Raw genomic sequence first — 15,341 nt, forward strand, 5'->3', positions numbered from 1 at the left:
GCATCGGAAACGCAGGCGCCATCAAGCCCTCAAGCCCCCTGCATGCGCGGCCCGGCACGCAGGCCGGAGACAATCGGCGCGAACACCTCGATCAGCTCCGTCTTGCCGAAGCGCCGTTCGTGCATGCCGAACTCGACGTCGATCTTGCCCGCGTTGTGCACGTCGTAAAGATCCACGATCAACTGAGCATGACGTTCGCTGAGGCCCGCGCGCAGCAGCACCGGTGTCCACTGCTCGCGCGGCAGCTCGCGCGCGACCACCTCGTGGCCGCCGATTTCGGCGAGCACGTCGGCGACATATGCCGCACTGATACGCCTCGGGCCCTCGATGCTCACCACGCGGGGGCCGTGTCCGCGCGCCGGGTCGAGCAGTAGCTCTGCCGACGCGGCACCGACGTCCTGTGCCGCGACCGTAGGAAAGCGCTTGTTCAGTGGATGGTGAAAACTCGGCAGCACGCCCGAGGCCAGTGCGGCGGGAATCGTGCGTCGCCAGTTCTGCATATGCTCGGCAGAACGAAGCAAAATCAATTGAGCCGCGACAGCGTTCAATTGCCGTTCGAAATAATGATAAAGCCGCGTTATACCCGTATTCGCGTCCAGCTCGGCGCCATAGTCGGATAGCGCGAGCACGGTCTCGGGCGGGTCCGCGCGCAGCGCGTCGGCGGCGACGTCGACCATCGTGCGCATCGTCGCCTCGGGATGCGCGTCGGCCACGGGCACCGGACAAAGAATCTGCACCGCGTGCGCGCCGCGAATCGCCGCGGCAACCGAAGCGCGATCGGTCAGATCCGCGCGCACGACCTCGCAGCCAAGCGCGGCAAGGCGCGCACTATGACGCGTATCGCGCACCACGGCGCGCACGGTGTGGCCCGCATGGCGCAACGCCGTCGCCGTTGCGAACCCCGCGTTACCCGATGCTCCAAAAATGACATACATGTCGGCTCCTGGCAGATAGGATCGTCACGATCGTAAAGGAGCCGGGACCGACACACGCGCAGGAAAGGATCGTAGCGAGCAGAATCGTATGATGCGCGCTCGTGCGTTGACGCCCCGAATCCACTAGACTGGCCGCTCGACGTTTTGCGCACCGGCCCGACTGGACGGCGCGCAAAAGGGGGATGCCATGAATGCAGTGCTGGAGGACGCGATGGCGCCGGCCGGTGGCCGCGTCGCCCTGAAAAGCAGTGACGCCCTGGGCTGGCGCGGCTTCGGCGCGCAAGTGCTGGCCATCCAGGCGGGCCGCCACCGCATTGCCGGCACGGCGTACCACCGTATCGGCGTGCATTTCGGCGCGCCGGTGCGTGCGCATTGCGTCTGCGATGGCTTGCGTCTCGCGCGCCTCCAGGCGGAAGGCGATGCCGACGTCGTCCCCGCGGGACTCGATGGAGTATGGACCGACGACGCCGACTGCACGGTACTGAGCATCCGTCTCGAGGACGCGTTCGTGCACGAAATCGCCGGGCAGCTCGTGCGCAATCCGGATACCGCAACGATCCAGCCGCGCCTGCAGATGCGCGACGCGCGCTTGCAGCATCTCGCATGGGCGCTGCGCGCCGAGCTCGAAGCGGGCGAGGCCTCGGACCCGCTATACGCGGAAAGCATCGGCACGGCGATCGCGGTGCGCCTGCTCGACGCCGCCGCGCCGCCCGAAGCGCGGCGCGCGATGCTCTCGCCGCGCCAGGCTGCCCGCGTGACCGACTACATCGAGAGCCATCTCGATGGGCGCCTCACGCTCGCTGAGCTTGCCGCGCTTGTCGAGTTGAGCGTGCCGCATTTCAAGGTGCTGTTTCGCGCGACGCTGGGCATGCCCGTGCATCAGTATGTCGTGCGGCGCCGCGTGGAGCGCGCGAAGACGCTGCTGCTCGACGGGCATCTGAACGCCACCCAGGTCGCGCTGGAAGTGGGCTTCGCGCACCAGAGCCACCTGGCGCACTGGATGAACCGCGTGCTCGGCGTGACGCCGCGCGAGATCATGCGCGAGAAAACGGCTCGATCTACGGCTTGCGCAGATCCATCAGCGCTTGCGTCACGCGATCGATGACCGAGGTCCAGTCATCGGGCCCGGTTTGGCGAAACAGGCGCGCGCGCGGGTACCACGGCGTGTCGTCCCGGTCGCGTAGCCAGCGCCAGCAGCCGTCGTAGCGCGAGAGGATCCACACGGGCTTGTCGAGCGCCCCGGCGAGGTGCGCGACCGAGGTATCCACGCAAATGACCAGGTCGAGACATTCGATGATTGCGGCGGTGTCCGCGAAATCGTGCACGTCGGCCATCGGGTCGAAGGGCCGCAGATCGGGCGGCAGGTCTTCGATCTGCGGCTGCGACGCGGCCCCTTTCTGCAAGCTCACGAAGCGCACGCCGGCGGCTTCCGCGATACGCAGCAAGGGCAGGAACGCGCGCGCCGGCAGGGAGCGGCGCTTGTCGATCGCATTCGATCCGCGATCGTGGGGCCGGGGATCGCCGGCCCAGACGAGACCGACCTTGAAAGCGTCCGCGGGCAGGCGCGCGCGCCACTCGCGCGTCAAACCGGTGGGCGCGCGCAGGTAGGGGGTGTGGGCCGGGATCGTGTCGAGGGTCGTGCCGCAAAACGTCGGCAGGCTGAGCATCAGGCTCCAGTAGTCGTGGCGGGCAATCGTGCTTTTTCCGTCGAGCGGATAGATCGCGTCCACGCCCGCGAGGCTCCCGAAAAGCCGTGTCAGCGCGGGCGGGCAGGCGAAGCTGACCGTCGCCCCGCGCGCCTTCAGCAAGGGCAGATAACGGCAGAACTGCAGCAGATCGCCATAGCCCTGCTCGGGCCAGACGAGCAGCGACTTGCCCTCCAGCGGCTCGCCGCGCCAGCGAGGCCAGGGCACGGGCGGCGGCTGCCCATCGGTGGCGCCCGCGGGCGCGTCATTGCGCGCTTCGTAGGTGGGCCAGCCTTCCTCGAACGCGCCGAGCGACAGCAGGAGCATCGCCAGGTTTCCCCGCGCGGTCGTGTAATCGGGCCGCAGCGCCAGCGCCTCGCGATAGGCCGCCATGGCCTCGTTGCTGCGGCGTTGCCGGTTCAGCGCATTGCCGAGGTTGTTGTGCATCTCGGCCGAGCCGGCATCGTTAGCCAGGGCGTGCCGGAAAGCGACTTCCGCGTCCTGCGGCCGGCCGAGATCCAGCAGGACCAGGCCCAGATTGTTGTGGGCGAGCGCGTAGTCGGGCGCAATGCTGAGAATCCGCCGATATTGCGCTTCAGCGTCGCCGAGTCGCCCGGTTTGCCACAGCAGTATCGCGAGGTTGTTGCGGGCGGCCACGTAGTCCGGTGCGAGGGTTAGCGCGCGCAGCAAGCTTGCCTCCGCCTCCGCTTCGCGCTGCTGGCTGCGCAATACGAGGCTGAGATTGCTGAGCGCCGCGGGCCAGTCAGGCTTGAGCGAAAGCGCCAGTTCGAGCGCGTGCTCCGCTTGCGGCAATTGCCTGCGGCCATAAAACCAGCAGCCGAGACTATTGAGCGCCTCCGCCTGATTGGCCGGACAATGGCGCGTGCGCTGCTCCGCTTGCGCGTGCTCGTTTTCAGCGGTTGCGTGCTGGAGTTCGTGGAGGCAGCGCGCAGCGAGCTCAAGGGCCTGCCAGTGCGAGGGTGCGGATTGCAATAATGGATCGAGGCGCGTGAGCGCCTCGCCGTATTGTCCCGATGAGTAAAGCGACTGAGCCGTCGGCCAGGATTCAGCGGTCCACATGCCTTCACCTTTGTCTGTCATTTGAATCGCTCATCGTGCTACGCCTCGCTCATACCTTGAACGGGATAATTCCTAAAAGCAGTCCGATATCGGGCGCGACGTCCGGAATACCCGGCCCAAATGCGACGGGGATTGATGTGGCTCCAAGGCTTTCCGCAAGCTGACACGGAACGACGCGTAATGGCGCTGCGCCAAAAAAATGCGTCCCTGCCCGCTTCACGCGGGCAGGGACGCATTCCACCATTACTTCGCAATACGAATTACTTGGCCACGGGCATGGTGAATTCCGCGCCCTTTTCGGTGCTTTCCGGCCAGCGCTGCATGATCGACTTCTGCTTCGTGTAGAAGCGCACGCCTTCTTCGCCATAGGCGTGCATGTCGCCGAACAGGCTGCGCTTCCAGCCGCCGAAGCCGTGCCATGCCATCGGCACCGGAATTGGCACGTTGATGCCCACCATGCCCACTTCGATCTGGCGGCCAAACTCGCGTGCCACGTTGCCGTCACGCGTGAAGCAGGCCACGCCGTTGCCGAATTCGTGGTCGTTGATCAGTTGCACCGCCTCGGCGAAGTCCTTCACGCGCACGCAGCCCAGCACCGGCCCGAAGATTTCTTCCTTGTAGATGCGCATCTCGGGCGTGACGTGGTCGAACAGCGTGCCGCCCGTGAAGAAGCCGTTTTCGTGAGCCGGCACCTTCAGCCCGCGGCCGTCCACCACGAGCGTCGCGCCTTCTTCCACGCCGGTCGCGATATAGCCTTCGATGCGTTCGAGCGCCTGGCGCGTGACGATCGGGCCCATTTCGGCATCGGCTTCCATGCCGTTCTTGATGACGAGGCTTTTTGCGCGCTCCGCGAGCAGCGGCACGATCTTGTCGGCCACGTCGCCCACCAGCACCGCGACCGAGATCGCCATGCAGCGCTCGCCCGCCGAGCCGTAGCCCGCGCCGATCAGCGCATCGACGGTCTTCTCGATGTCCGCGTCGGGCATCACGACCATGTGGTTCTTCGCGCCGCCCAGCGCCTGCACGCGCTTGCCGTGCTTAGCTCCTGTCTCGTAGATGTAGTTCGCGATCGGCGTGGAGCCGACGAAGCTCACCGCCTTCACGTCGCGATGCGCGAGCAGCGCGTCGACGGCAACCTTGTCGCCCTGCACGACGTTGAACACGCCGTCGGGCAGGCCCGCTTCCTTCAGGAGGCGCGCCATGAACAGCGCCGCCGAGGGATCGCGCTCGCTCGGCTTGAGCACGAACGTGCAGCCCGTGGCCAGCGCGACCGGGAACATCCAGCACGGCACCATGCACGGGAAGTTGAACGGCGTGATGCCGGCCACCACGCCCAGCGGCTGGCGCACGGTCCAGTTGTCCATGCCGGTGGAGACCTGCTCCGTGTAGTCGCCCTTGAGCAGTTGCGGAATGCCGCAGGCGAATTCGATCACGTCGATGCCGCGCGCGACTTCGCCCTGCGCATCGGTGAAGACCTTGCCGTGCTCGGCCGTGATGATGGCCGCGAGGTCGTCCGCGTGACGGTTCATCAGCTCGAGAAAGCGCAGCAGGACGCGCGCGCGGCGGATGGGCGGCGTGTCGCGCCAGGCCGGGAACGCGGCTTTCGCGCTCGCCACGGCGGCGTCGACGTCGGCGGCCTCGCCCAGCACCAGACGGCGCGCGGCGGCGCCCGTGGCCGGGTTGAACACGGGCTGGGTCCGGTCGCCCGTGCCGCGCTCGGTCTTGCCGCCAATGAAGTGGACTACGTCTGCGGTATCGGTATAGGCCTGCATCTCATCTCCTCGCCATGGGTTGATGGAGGCCAGTGTACGGAGGTGCCGGCACGCTGCAAAGACGCGTGCGCTGAATTGATTGTTTTGGCTGGCGAACAATCGCGAGATGAAACGATGAAAGATGGTGGGGTGCGCGGGCTATCGCCCGTCACGAGCCGCAAGCCTGTTATCGCCGGAAGGGGAATATCGTCAGGAGAACGATATTAATGAAGCGCGTGCCGGTGCGATATCGACATGCACATTAGCGGTGGGGGGCGATCACCGGGACCGCCCCCCACTTCATCAAACTGCGCCCGAGAGCTTCTCGATCGAAATGCCCAGCTCCTCGGCCATGCGCTCGACCATCGTTTGCAGGCGCGCGACTTCATCGGCAAGACGCTGCTGTTCGGCCCTGAGCGCTTCGTATTCGTCGGGCGTCACGCCGCCCGCCTCGCGCTCTACGGACTCCGCGCCAGCCGTCGCGTAGGCGCTCACGCTCACCTCGCCGCACAGCAGGTGCATCCAGCGGCTTTCGCGCTCGCCGGCCGCGCGCGGCAGCTTCACCACGAGCGGCGGCTCGCGTTCGGCGAGTTCGCTCAGAAAGGCCTCGACCGAGGACATGTCGGCGAAACCGTGCAGGCGCGCCGAATTCAGGCGCAACTCGGCGGCTGTTTGCGCGCCGCGTAGCAGGAGCACCGTGAGCAGCGCGACGGCCTGCGTCGGCACACCCAGCACGCGATTGAGGTTGTGCTCGAAACGCGGCACGCGGCTGCTGCTGCCCTCGAACACGAGGCTCAGCAGCTTGAGGTCTTCGATGGCGCTCAGCACCTCGGCCTCGCTCACGTTCATGACCGGCGTGCGCGCCGTCTTCTGGTTGCATCCCGAGGTGAGCGCGTTCAGCGAGAGCGGATAAGTGTCCGGCACGGTGTGCTGCTTCTCGATCAGCACGCCGACGATGCGCGCTTCAAGCGGCGTGAGCGCACGCAGCGCGCGCGGCGAGGAAGCATCGGCTGGGGTGTTCATATGCGGGGTCCGGCAGGGAGTGTTTCACGGGGATTCGATGATACCCGCTCGGCCCGCGCTTGCGTATCGCCATGGCGCGGGGCTGGCTCACCATGTAATTTTTATTTCCATTTGCAACGTTTTTCAGCGCGGAAACCGCCCGGAAGCCGGTTTCCGAAGGCAAACCGTGTCGTTGGGCAAACAGTCGGTAACAATCCTTATTGCACTGCAGCAAAATGATGCCTACACTGCTTGAGTCTGCCCATGACGTGGAAAGGAGGGCGTGCCATCATGTCGTCCGGATCGCCAATGCTGCACTCATCCCCAAGGCTGCATGTCTTCGAACAGGAAGGCGGCTGGCATTGGGGCATTACCGTACCCAGGCCCGCTGGCAGCGGTTTCAAGGTCATCGCTTATAGCGAGACCACGTTCGTGCACGAAACCGAAGCCCGGCGTGATGGAGATCGCGTACTCGGCGATCTTCGCGAGAGTGCGCTCGCCGCTTTTGCGCAATAAAAAGGGACTGGTCTTTCCGGTCCCTGCGTCGCTGTTACCTGCGGCAATACCGCTTTTTCGGCCCCCACTGAACAAACTTTCTGGTCTGCTCGGTTTTCTGTTTTGCCAGTCATCACGCAACCCTGAAAGGTATGACGATGATCATTGAGGTCGCTTCTTCTTCTCCGTCCTGGTTCTTTGAACGCGCGTTTCGTGCGTGACCGCTGTGCACGCGCAGAATCCGCTCTGCCATGTCAGCCATCGAAGCGTCACAAGCCCCGCATCATCATTGCCCCGCCCACAATCACGCCGGCATACCCGACGATCCGCGCGACCCATTCGTGACGTGGCGCGACGCGCTCCGCGACGATGGCTACCGTCACGGGAGCCATCGCGCGCCAGTCCATCACGCCGAGCGCAAGCAGTACGGCCATCCAGTTGCCGCAGCACGTTCCGCAATGCAGCGCGAGACGCATGCCCCGGAGCACGGCCGTAAGAGCGCCGCCATGCGGGCGCCGCGCGCATGGGCGCATCGCCCTGCAGCAGCCGAACCGCTTCATTTTCCACGACGTGAATTGAAGCAGACTCGCAAGCACAACGACGGCGCCCGCAGCGGCGGGCGTGGCGTGAGCGAGGGACGGCAGCCGTATCGCGATCGCGGCCAGTGCAGCGCCCAGCGGAAATACGGCGAGCCCGGCCAGCATCCAGGCCAGGAAGTAGCCTGAAGCGATCAAGATAATTAGCAATCCAGACTGAAATTCGGAAGTGTCACGCCACACAACGCGCTCGCGCAACAGCATCGGCACGAGCACGGGCAGCATCATCGCGGGCATCATCACGGCCCACATGCAGGCAAACGAGGCGGCGGCATGCAGCCATGTTTGCCCGCACATCGGCGTCCAGATCGCCGATAGCATCCAGCCTCCCGTCATCGGCGTGCCGCTCATCGTCGCCATGTACGCGTAGCGCCGCAGCGTCGCAGCCGCGCTGGCCGCGAAGAAGAGCGCCGCCGCGCCGATCAGGATTGCGTTCGACGCAACGCGCCGTGAGCCCCCGGGCGCGCGCGTCATGTCGACGAGGTCCATGGCCGCCCCAATGATCTCAGCGACTTCAGCGAGTGACGTACTCGTCGTGCCGCTTCCACCAGACGCCGGCCTCGTTGCGTCCTCGCGGCGCGCGGTCGAGCCACTGATACATGCTCCAGAGGCCGTCGAGGCCGCGCGCATAGGTCGAATACGTGTGATAGACCTGGCCGTCTTCGAGCACGAACGCGCTCATGCCGGGGCGGTCGAGCGCATAGGTGGCGGCGTCGGTGCCGCAGCTCGCCGCGAACTGCACGACGGGCACCGGCGGCGGCTCCATGTCCATCGCGTGGCTGCCGCGCAGGTAGTTGTATTCGACGCTGCCTTCGCGCTGCTGCTGCGCGGTGAACGAGACGTTGAAGTCGAAGTTGAAATCGTTGCCGTGCGACGAGGCCCATGGGAACGTCCAGCCCATGCGCTGCCGGTAGCCGAGCAGCTTCGCGAGCGGCGCGCGCGAGACCGCCGTGAGCGTCACGTCGTGGTTCGCGAGATGGGCGGCACTGCCCGCGAATCCATCGGCGAGCGCCGAACACGACGGGCAGCCCGCCGCGTAGTCGGGCCCGAACATGAAGTGATAGACAAGCAATTGCGAGCGTCCGGCGAACAGATCCGGCAGCGTTGCACGGCCCTGTTCGGTGTCGAACGAATAGGTCTTCTCGACGCGCACCCAGGGCAGCGCCTGGCGTTGCTGCGCCAGCGCATCGCTGCGCCGGGTGAGATCTTTTTCGGCTGCGAGCAGGTCGAGCCGTGCCGCGAGCCATTGCTCGCGCGTTCCAGTCGTATGCGTGGCCATCGTTGCCTCCTGTGTGTGGCGTGGCGGCGAGTCAAAAGAGTGCCGTGGTAGATTAGGTCCGGGCTTCGCGGGGGAGGGAGTGACAAGTGTGTCGGGATTCGGATGAGCATGGACTCGTTGATCACGGCGGCGGCGCGCGCGCTCGCGACCGGTGATCCGCTCGGCGCGCTGAATCGCGTCGCGTTGCGCGACGATCCGCCCGCGCTCGCGCTGCGCGGCATCGCCATGGCGCAGCTCGGCGAGCTCGAACGCGCCAAAGCACTGCTGCGCCGCGCGGCGCGCGCGTTCGGCGCGCGGGAGGCGGTGGCCCGCGCGCGCTGCATCGTGGCGCAAGCGGAAATCGCGCTGGCCTCGCGCGATCTCGGCTGGCCCGTGACCACGCTCGACGCGGCGCGCCGAACGCTCGAAGCGCACGGCGATCGCCTGAACGCCGCGCATGCGCGCTATCTGGAGATCCGCCGCCTGCTGCTGATCGGCCGGCTCGACGAGGCAGAGCGCCTGCTCGCCGCGATCGATCCCGCGCCGTTGCCGCCTGCGCTGCGCGCGGCGCACGCGCTGATCGTCGCGGGCATCGCGATGCGGCGCATTCAGACCCAGGCGGCCCGCGATGCGCTGGCCGCCGCGGCGCACGCGGCGCGTCTCGCGGGCATCGCGCCGCTCATCGCCGAGGTCGAGCGCGCGGCGCAACTGCTCGACGTCCCCGCGGCGCGCCTCGTCGTGCGCGGCGAGGCGCGTTCCATGTTGCTCGGGGAAGTCGAGGCGTTGCTGGCCTCACCAGCACTGGTCGTCGACGCATGCCGTTACGTCGTGCGCGAGCGAGAGGCCGTGGTGCCGCTCGCGCGGCGGCCGGTGCTGTTCGTGCTGGCGCGCGCGCTGGCCGAGGCGTGGCCCGGCGACGTGCCGCGCGACGAACTCATCGCGCTTGCCTTCCGCATGAAGCACGCCGACGAATCGCACCGCGCGCGCTTGCGTGTCGAGATCGGGCGGCTGCGTAGCCTGTTGCGCGACATGGCCGACATCGACGCGACGCAGCAGGGTTTCGCGCTCGCGCCACGGCATGCGCGCGACGTGGTCGTGCTGGCGCGGCCAGTCGAAGAGAAGTACGCGGCGGTGCTGGCGCTGCTCGCCGATGGCGAATCGTGGTCGAGCTCGGCGCTCGCGCTCGCGCTGGGGGCGAGCCAGCGCACCGTGCAGCGCGCGCTCGACGCGCTGGCGGCGGGGCGCAAGGTCCAGGCGTTCGGCCAGGCGCGCGCGCGCCGCTGGACCATGCCGCCCGCGCCCGGATTCGCGACGACCTTGTTACTCCCCGCGCCGCTGCCGGGCGACCAGGATGGGGACATGAAGCATCGGACCAAAAGGAGAAGACGATGAAGCGTGCCCCTGCCAGCATCATTCGCGAATACGGCCCGTTCCCCGGCGTCGAGCGCGTGAACGGCGTCACTTACGACGGCAACCGGCTCTGGTTCGCGACTGGCGACCGGCTCACGGCGCTCGATCCGCAGAGCGGCGAGACGGTCGGCTCACTCGACGTTGCCGCGCATGCGGGCACGGCCTTCGACGGCCAGCACCTGTTCCAGATTGCCGAGGCGCAGATCCAGAAGATCGATCCGCAGACGGGCCGCGTGCTCGCGACGCTGCCGGCGCCGGGCAAAGGCGGCGATTCGGGGCTCGCGTGGGCCGACGGCTCGCTCTGGGTGGGCGAGTACCGCGAGCGCAAGATCCACCAGATCGATCCGGAAACCGGCGAGATCCTGCGCACGATCGAGGCGAGCCGCTTCGTCACGGGCGTGACCTGGGTGGACGGCGAGCTTTGGCACGCGACCTGGGAGGGCGACGAGAGCGACTTGCGGCGCATCGATCCGCATACGGGCAAGGTGCTCGAGCGGCTCGACATGCCGCCGGGGATCGGCGTCTCGGGGCTCGAATCGGATGGCGCCGATCAGTTCTTCTGTGGCGGCGGCAATAGCGGAAAAATCCGCGCGGTGCGCCGGCCGAAGCGGGGTGCCGCCCAGCGGGGTGTCGCCCAGCGCGATGCCACGCGTCATGGGGACGATGAAACGGCTGCTTGAGCGGCGCTGGTTTTCATCGTTGGAACGGGCGTATTGCTGCACAGCTTCTTGCAGCCGTTTCCAGCCCGCATAAAGATCCGCACACGATTCCGGTTGAACCGGCTCGTGGCGGATCTTAATCGTTGGTTATCCGAATAGATTTTCTGGTACAGATCACAGTCACTCGTTGAATGACGGTGCACGCGCCATCGCGGCGCGGGCGCATACCGCCGCCATTTCACCGTCGGCACCTCGCCTCCTTCTCCCCCGCAACGGTCCATTCTCCGCATCCCACCGCCGATTTCGGCCGCGCGAAGCGCGCCGGCCGCTCCCTTGCGTACTCGCGTATACCCCATTGCCGGAATTTTTTTTCCGTGAAAGACTGCATCGCATCCGGTGCATCAGATTGTCGTCCGGTATATCGGACGAATCGGGGGGCGCCACCGCCAGTCGCCCACCGCAAACGCGAGGCTGAGCGCCACCCGGTTTCACGCCTGGACTAATTCCTCTCCGATCAGGATCGCAAAATGAAACTCGTCAAAGAAAGCGCAAAGTTCGCCTGCCTGTTTGCCGTGGCCGGCCTGCTGGCGCTCGCCGGCTGCACGAAGGTGCCGACCACAGGCCAGAACGCGGCGGCGGCCTCCACGCTGCAAGCGGTGCTGCAGCGCGGGACATTGCGCGTGGGCGACTGCCTGACGTTCGCGCCGTTCGGCTTCTACAACAAGGACGGCCAGCCCGACGGCTATGACGTCGATCTCGCGAAGGAACTGGCCAAGGAAATGGGCGTGAAGCTCGAAGTGGTGAACACCACGAGCGCGAACCGCATTCCGAATCTGCAGACGGGCAAGGTCGACGTGGTGTTCTGCAACTTCACGCGCAATCTGGAACGCGCCAAGGAGATCGGCTTCACGACGCCCTATGTGGTCGCGAGCGAAGCGCTGCTGGTGAAGAAGAGCAGCGGGATCCAGTCGATCAAGGACATGTCGAACCGCACCATCGCCACCGTCAAGGGCTCCACGAACGGCGACGAAGTCCGCGCGCTGAACATGCAGGTGAAGATTCAGGAATACGACAGCTCCGAAGCCGCCATTCTGGCCGTGAAGCAGGGCCAGGCCGACGCGATGATCGAAGACAACAACTTCCTCGCCTATCAGGCCAAGCTCGATCCGGACCTCGCCGTCACCAACGAAGCGCTCGTGCCGCTCGAGTACAACGCGTTCGGCGTGAAGGCCGGCGATCAGGTGTGGCTCAACTATCTGAACCTGTTCCTTTTCAACATCAACGCGTCGAAGCTCAATGCTCAGTTGTACCAAAAGTGGTTTGGCGTCGAGCCGCGCTATCCGCTCAATCCGCAGATGTGAATGGTGAATGCGCGTGGCTGAGCGCAAGCGTTTCAGGCGAACGGCAAGCGGCCGACTTTTACCCAGAGGCAGGAAATGAGTTATCAATGGCTTACCTTGTGGGGCTACATGCCCGACTTCATTGCGGCGGCGTGGCTGACGCTGCAGGTCACGCTGCTGGCCTTTTGCCTCGCGCTGGTGCTCGGCCTGCTTTCCGCGCTCGCGGCGGCCTCGCGGGCCGGCGTGCTGCGGCTCGTGTCGAGCTGCTATGTCGAGGTCATCCGCAATACGCCGATCCTGCTGCAGATCTTCATCGTGTTCTTCGGCTTGCCGTCGATGGGGCTCAACCTGGGCGCGTACACGGCGGGCGTGATTGCGCTCGGCGTGAACGTGGGCGCCTATCTGTCCGAGGTGTTTCGCGCGGGCATTCAGTCGGTGCCGCGCGGCCAGATCGAAGCGGCCAGCATTCTGGGTCTTTCGCGCGCGCAGGTCTTTCGCGAGGTTGTGCTGCCGCAAGCCGCGCGCGCCGTCTATCCGGCCATCGTCAACAACCTCATTCAGTTGCTGCTGGGCACGTCGCTGCTTTCGGCGATCGCGCTGCCCGAGCTGACCGGCACGGCCACCGTCATCAACTCGCGCACGCTGCTGTATATCCAGACCTTCACCATCACGCTGATTGCGTATCTGGTGCTCAGCAATTGCCTTTCGTGGATCGCGGCGCGCATTGGCGCGCGGGTCTTCCATCCGCCGCTCGTGATGCGAAAGCGTGCGCGCATGCCGTTCTTCATGGCGCGTCAGCCCCGCCGCTCGTGAGCCCTCGAACCGGAGATCCAGAATGTCGACCGAATTGTTGAGGACCAGCCTCTCGATCCTGCTGCAGGGCTTGCTCGGGACCTTGCTGTTGTCCGTGGCGTCCATCGCCGGCGGAACGATTATCGGGCTCGTGGCCGCGATATTGCGCTCGTTCGGGCCGGGGGGCACCTCGCGCATCGCCCAGCTTTATACCGAGCTGTTTCGCGGCACACCCGTGCTCATCACGCTCATGTTCATTTATTTCGGCGTGTCGTATTTCGGCTATGCGATCGACGTATTCGCGGCCGGCGTCGTGGGCCTGAGCGTCTATCAGGGCGCCTATATCTCCGAGATCTTCCGCTCGGGCATCGAAGCCGTGCCCAAGGGGCAATGGGAGGTCTCGCAGATTCTCGGCCTGAGCCGGACCCAGGCGTTCTTCTCGGTGGTCTTGCCGCAGACCGGAAAAATCGTGCTGCCGCCGCTCATCGGCCAATACCTTTCGCTCATCAAGGACACGTCGATCGTCAGCATGATCGGCATGTCCGAGCTGATGCACGGCGGGCAGGCCATCGTCGACCGGGTTGGCAAGCCGGCCGAAATCTACGGACTCGTTGCCGTGCTCTATTTCGCTGTGTGCTTCCCGCTTTCGCAGTGGGTGCGCCACCATGATCGAAGGAACGTGCTGTCATGAACGCTAACGCCACCAACCCCTCCGCGGCCGCCGCGAAGCCCGTCATCACGCTCGCGGGCGTGAGCAAATCGTTCGGCGCCACCAAGGTGCTCACCGAAATCAATCTCGACGTGCGCCCCGGTGAAGTGCTCGTGCTGATCGGCGCCTCGGGCTCGGGCAAGAGCACCGTGCTGCGCATCATGAGCGGCCTGGAAACGGCCGACTCCGGCGAAGTCTGGGTCAACGAGGTGCCGCTGCATGATGCGCGGCGCGCGCGAGAGATTCGCGGACACGTCGGCATGGTGTTCCAGCAGTTCAATCTGTTTCCGCACAAGACCGCGCTCGGCAACGTGACGCTCGCGCTCATCAAGGCGCGCAAGATGAGTCCCGCCGACGCGCGCAGGCGCGCGATGGAAGCGCTCGATCGCGTGGGTCTCGCCGAGCGCGCGGAGCACTACCCAAGCCAGCTTTCCGGCGGCCAGCAGCAGCGCGTGGCGATCGCGCGCGCGCTCGCGGTCGAGCCGCGCATCATGTTCTTCGACGAGGCGACTTCGGCGCTCGATCCCGAACTCGTGGGCGAAGTCACCGAGGTCATGCGCGGGCTCGCGCGCGATGGCATGACCATGGTCGTGGTGACGCACGAGATGGGCTTCGCGCGCAAGACTGCGGACCGCGTGGTGTTCATGGACAAGGGCGTGATTGCGGAGCAGGGCGAGCCCGAGAAGATTTTCGTGACGCCGCAGAACGAGCGCACGAAGCAATTCCTGCATCGCGTGCTCGATCATTGAATCGGGCATGACGTGATCTGGCTTCAGGTCTTGATCGTGTATGCTCCCGGCCATTCTTTCATCACATGCACGCTCGCGTGCACGGAGTTCAATTCATGTCGGCACCCGAATCGTCGAGGGCCAGAGGGGTGGACCGCGTCATCGGCATTCTCAGGCAGTTGCATCTCGCGCGGCGTCCGCTCACGATGCGCGAGCTCATCGAGGCCACCGGCGCGCCGCGTTCGAGCGTCTATGAGCTGGTCACGATTCTGGCCGAGGCGGGCTGGCTCGAAGTGGCGGAAGACGGCGCCGTGTTTTTCGGCCGCGAAATGCATTACTACGGCTCGGACTACGCGCAGCACAACGACCTGATCAGCCGCTCGCACCAGGCCATTCTCGCGCTCGTGCGCAAGCACGACGAGACCGCGCAACTGTGCACGCTCGAAGGCAACAAATATACGGTAGTGCTTTCGGAGAACAGCTCGCGGCCGTTCAACATCAGCTCGGAAATCGGCGTCAAGGTGCCGATTCCGTGGACCGCGACGGGCCGCCTGCTGCTCGGCCATCTGGGCGCCGACGAGATTCGCGCGCTCATTCCCGATGAAGATTTCGTGCTCGATAACGGCAAGCGCGTCGAGTTTGCGGATTTTCTGCACGACATCGAGCACGCGGCCGAACTGGGCTATTGCTGCACCGAAGGCCTTTCCAATACGTTCCGGCTCTGCATGGCCGCGCCCATCCGCGACCGCTCGGGCGCCACGATTGCGGCGCTCTGCTTCATGACGAGCCGCGACACCGAGCCCGCCAAGCGCGCGCTGATGCTCGAGGATCTGATCGGTTCCGCGCAGGCGCTGTCGAAGTTTTGAGCCCGAGGCATCGGGGCAATAACCTCGCGCAGCGC

The 15,341-nt window shown here is 65.8% G+C and carries 15 protein-coding genes; 9 read left to right on the forward strand and 6 right to left on the reverse strand.

The genetic code is table 11. The features are described from left to right. Positions 1-29 precede the first annotated feature (29 nt). Positions 30-935: an NmrA family NAD(P)-binding protein gene (locus U5775_RS28980; RefSeq protein ID WP_322061551.1), complete on the reverse strand. Its 906-nt coding sequence runs from the start codon at positions 933-935 to the stop codon at positions 30-32. A 187-nt stretch (positions 936-1,122) separates the two neighbouring features. Between U5775_RS28980 and U5775_RS28985 the strand changes: the two genes are divergently transcribed. Next, positions 1,123-2,040: an AraC family transcriptional regulator gene (locus U5775_RS28985; protein WP_322061552.1), complete on the forward strand. Its 918-nt coding sequence runs from the start codon at positions 1,123-1,125 to the stop codon at positions 2,038-2,040. Here the strand turns inward: U5775_RS28985 and U5775_RS28990 are convergent. The 3 genes from U5775_RS28990 to U5775_RS29000 all read right to left on the reverse strand — a co-directional run bounded on the left by U5775_RS28990 (position 1,994) and on the right by U5775_RS29000 (position 6,474). Then, on the reverse strand, positions 1,994-3,721 hold the full coding sequence (locus U5775_RS28990) for a tetratricopeptide repeat-containing glycosyltransferase family protein (RefSeq protein ID WP_322061553.1): 1,728 nt from the start codon (positions 3,719-3,721) through the stop codon (positions 1,994-1,996). The genes U5775_RS28985 and U5775_RS28990 overlap by 47 nt on opposite strands. Before the next feature lie 239 nt (positions 3,722-3,960). Next, positions 3,961-5,472 carry a CoA-acylating methylmalonate-semialdehyde dehydrogenase gene (locus tag U5775_RS28995; RefSeq protein ID WP_322061554.1) on the reverse strand — a complete coding sequence of 504 codons (1,512 nt, stop codon included), beginning with the start codon at positions 5,470-5,472 and terminating at the stop codon, positions 3,961-3,963. Positions 5,473-5,754: 282 nt separating this feature from the next. After that, on the reverse strand, positions 5,755-6,474 hold the full coding sequence (locus U5775_RS29000) for a YceH family protein (RefSeq protein WP_322061555.1): 720 nt from the start codon (positions 6,472-6,474) through the stop codon (positions 5,755-5,757). Between the two features lie 270 nt (positions 6,475-6,744). Between U5775_RS29000 and U5775_RS29005 the strand changes: the two genes are divergently transcribed. Then, a complete protein-coding gene (locus U5775_RS29005) occupies positions 6,745-6,969 on the forward strand; it encodes a hypothetical protein (protein ID WP_322061556.1) in 225 nt (74 codons plus the stop codon). A 248-nt stretch (positions 6,970-7,217) separates the two neighbouring features. On the opposite strand, the gene U5775_RS29010 is transcribed toward U5775_RS29005, so the two are convergent. Both U5775_RS29010 and U5775_RS29015 read right to left on the reverse strand, forming a co-directional pair. Next, a complete protein-coding gene (locus U5775_RS29010) occupies positions 7,218-8,033 on the reverse strand; it encodes a DUF2182 domain-containing protein (protein ID WP_322061557.1) in 816 nt (271 codons plus the stop codon). 25 nt (positions 8,034-8,058) lie between these two features. Next, complete coding sequence (locus U5775_RS29015) at positions 8,059-8,823, reverse strand: DUF899 domain-containing protein (protein ID WP_322061558.1); 765 nt, start codon at positions 8,821-8,823, stop codon at positions 8,059-8,061. Positions 8,824-8,931: 108 nt separating this feature from the next. Here U5775_RS29015 and U5775_RS29020 point away from each other — a divergent pair, with 108 nt between their 5' ends. From U5775_RS29020 to U5775_RS29050, 7 genes are all read left to right on the forward strand, one after another. Then, positions 8,932-10,194, forward strand: a complete 1,263-nt coding sequence (locus U5775_RS29020; RefSeq protein ID WP_322061559.1) for a helix-turn-helix domain-containing protein — start codon at positions 8,932-8,934, stop codon at positions 10,192-10,194. Next, on the forward strand, positions 10,191-10,892 hold the full coding sequence (locus tag U5775_RS29025) for a PQQ-binding-like beta-propeller repeat protein (RefSeq protein ID WP_322061560.1): 702 nt from the start codon (positions 10,191-10,193) through the stop codon (positions 10,890-10,892). The genes U5775_RS29020 and U5775_RS29025 overlap by 4 nt, the downstream gene beginning before the upstream one ends. 506 nt (positions 10,893-11,398) lie before the next feature. Further along, positions 11,399-12,232: a transporter substrate-binding domain-containing protein gene (locus U5775_RS29030; protein ID WP_322061561.1), complete on the forward strand. Its 834-nt coding sequence runs from the start codon at positions 11,399-11,401 to the stop codon at positions 12,230-12,232. 75 nt (positions 12,233-12,307) lie between these two features. Then, positions 12,308-13,024, forward strand: coding sequence for an amino acid ABC transporter permease (locus tag U5775_RS29035; RefSeq protein WP_322061562.1), 717 nt, complete (start codon positions 12,308-12,310; stop codon positions 13,022-13,024). Between the two features lie 22 nt (positions 13,025-13,046). Beyond that, on the forward strand, positions 13,047-13,694 hold the full coding sequence (locus U5775_RS29040; protein ID WP_322061563.1) for an amino acid ABC transporter permease: 648 nt from the start codon (positions 13,047-13,049) through the stop codon (positions 13,692-13,694). After that, positions 13,691-14,461 (forward strand): amino acid ABC transporter ATP-binding protein, encoded by a 771-nt coding sequence (locus U5775_RS29045; protein ID WP_322061564.1) that lies wholly within the window; start codon positions 13,691-13,693, stop codon positions 14,459-14,461. Before U5775_RS29040 ends, U5775_RS29045 begins: the two co-directional genes overlap by 4 nt. A 95-nt stretch (positions 14,462-14,556) precedes the next feature. Beyond that, entirely contained in the window at positions 14,557-15,306 is a 750-nt protein-coding gene (locus U5775_RS29050; protein WP_322061565.1) for an IclR family transcriptional regulator, read from the forward strand. Positions 15,307-15,341: the final 35 nt, after the last annotated feature.

Source organism: Paraburkholderia sp. J63, assembly GCF_905220245.1.
Taxonomy (GTDB): domain Bacteria; phylum Pseudomonadota; class Gammaproteobacteria; order Burkholderiales; family Burkholderiaceae; genus Paraburkholderia.

Coding starts and splice junctions, on each gene's coding strand:
- U5775_RS29000 (WP_322061555.1), bottom strand. CDS start 6,474: ATGAACACCCCAGCCGATGCTTCCTCGCCGCGCGCGCTGCGTGCGCTC.
- U5775_RS28980 (WP_322061551.1), bottom strand. CDS start 935: ATGTATGTCATTTTTGGAGCATCGGGTAACGCGGGGTTCGCAACGGCG.
- U5775_RS28995 (WP_322061554.1), bottom strand. CDS start 5,472: ATGCAGGCCTATACCGATACCGCAGACGTAGTCCACTTCATTGGCGGC.
- U5775_RS29035 (WP_322061562.1), top strand. CDS start 12,308: ATGAGTTATCAATGGCTTACCTTGTGGGGCTACATGCCCGACTTCATT.
- U5775_RS29020 (WP_322061559.1), top strand. CDS start 8,932: ATGGACTCGTTGATCACGGCGGCGGCGCGCGCGCTCGCGACCGGTGAT.
- U5775_RS29030 (WP_322061561.1), top strand. CDS start 11,399: ATGAAACTCGTCAAAGAAAGCGCAAAGTTCGCCTGCCTGTTTGCCGTG.
- U5775_RS29040 (WP_322061563.1), top strand. CDS start 13,047: ATGTCGACCGAATTGTTGAGGACCAGCCTCTCGATCCTGCTGCAGGGC.
- U5775_RS28990 (WP_322061553.1), bottom strand. CDS start 3,721: ATGACAGACAAAGGTGAAGGCATGTGGACCGCTGAATCCTGGCCGACG.
- U5775_RS29050 (WP_322061565.1), top strand. CDS start 14,557: ATGTCGGCACCCGAATCGTCGAGGGCCAGAGGGGTGGACCGCGTCATC.
- U5775_RS29025 (WP_322061560.1), top strand. CDS start 10,191: ATGAAGCGTGCCCCTGCCAGCATCATTCGCGAATACGGCCCGTTCCCC.
- U5775_RS29015 (WP_322061558.1), bottom strand. CDS start 8,823: ATGGCCACGCATACGACTGGAACGCGCGAGCAATGGCTCGCGGCACGG.
- U5775_RS29010 (WP_322061557.1), bottom strand. CDS start 8,033: ATGGACCTCGTCGACATGACGCGCGCGCCCGGGGGCTCACGGCGCGTT.
- U5775_RS28985 (WP_322061552.1), top strand. CDS start 1,123: ATGAATGCAGTGCTGGAGGACGCGATGGCGCCGGCCGGTGGCCGCGTC.
- U5775_RS29005 (WP_322061556.1), top strand. CDS start 6,745: ATGTCGTCCGGATCGCCAATGCTGCACTCATCCCCAAGGCTGCATGTC.
- U5775_RS29045 (WP_322061564.1), top strand. CDS start 13,691: ATGAACGCTAACGCCACCAACCCCTCCGCGGCCGCCGCGAAGCCCGTC.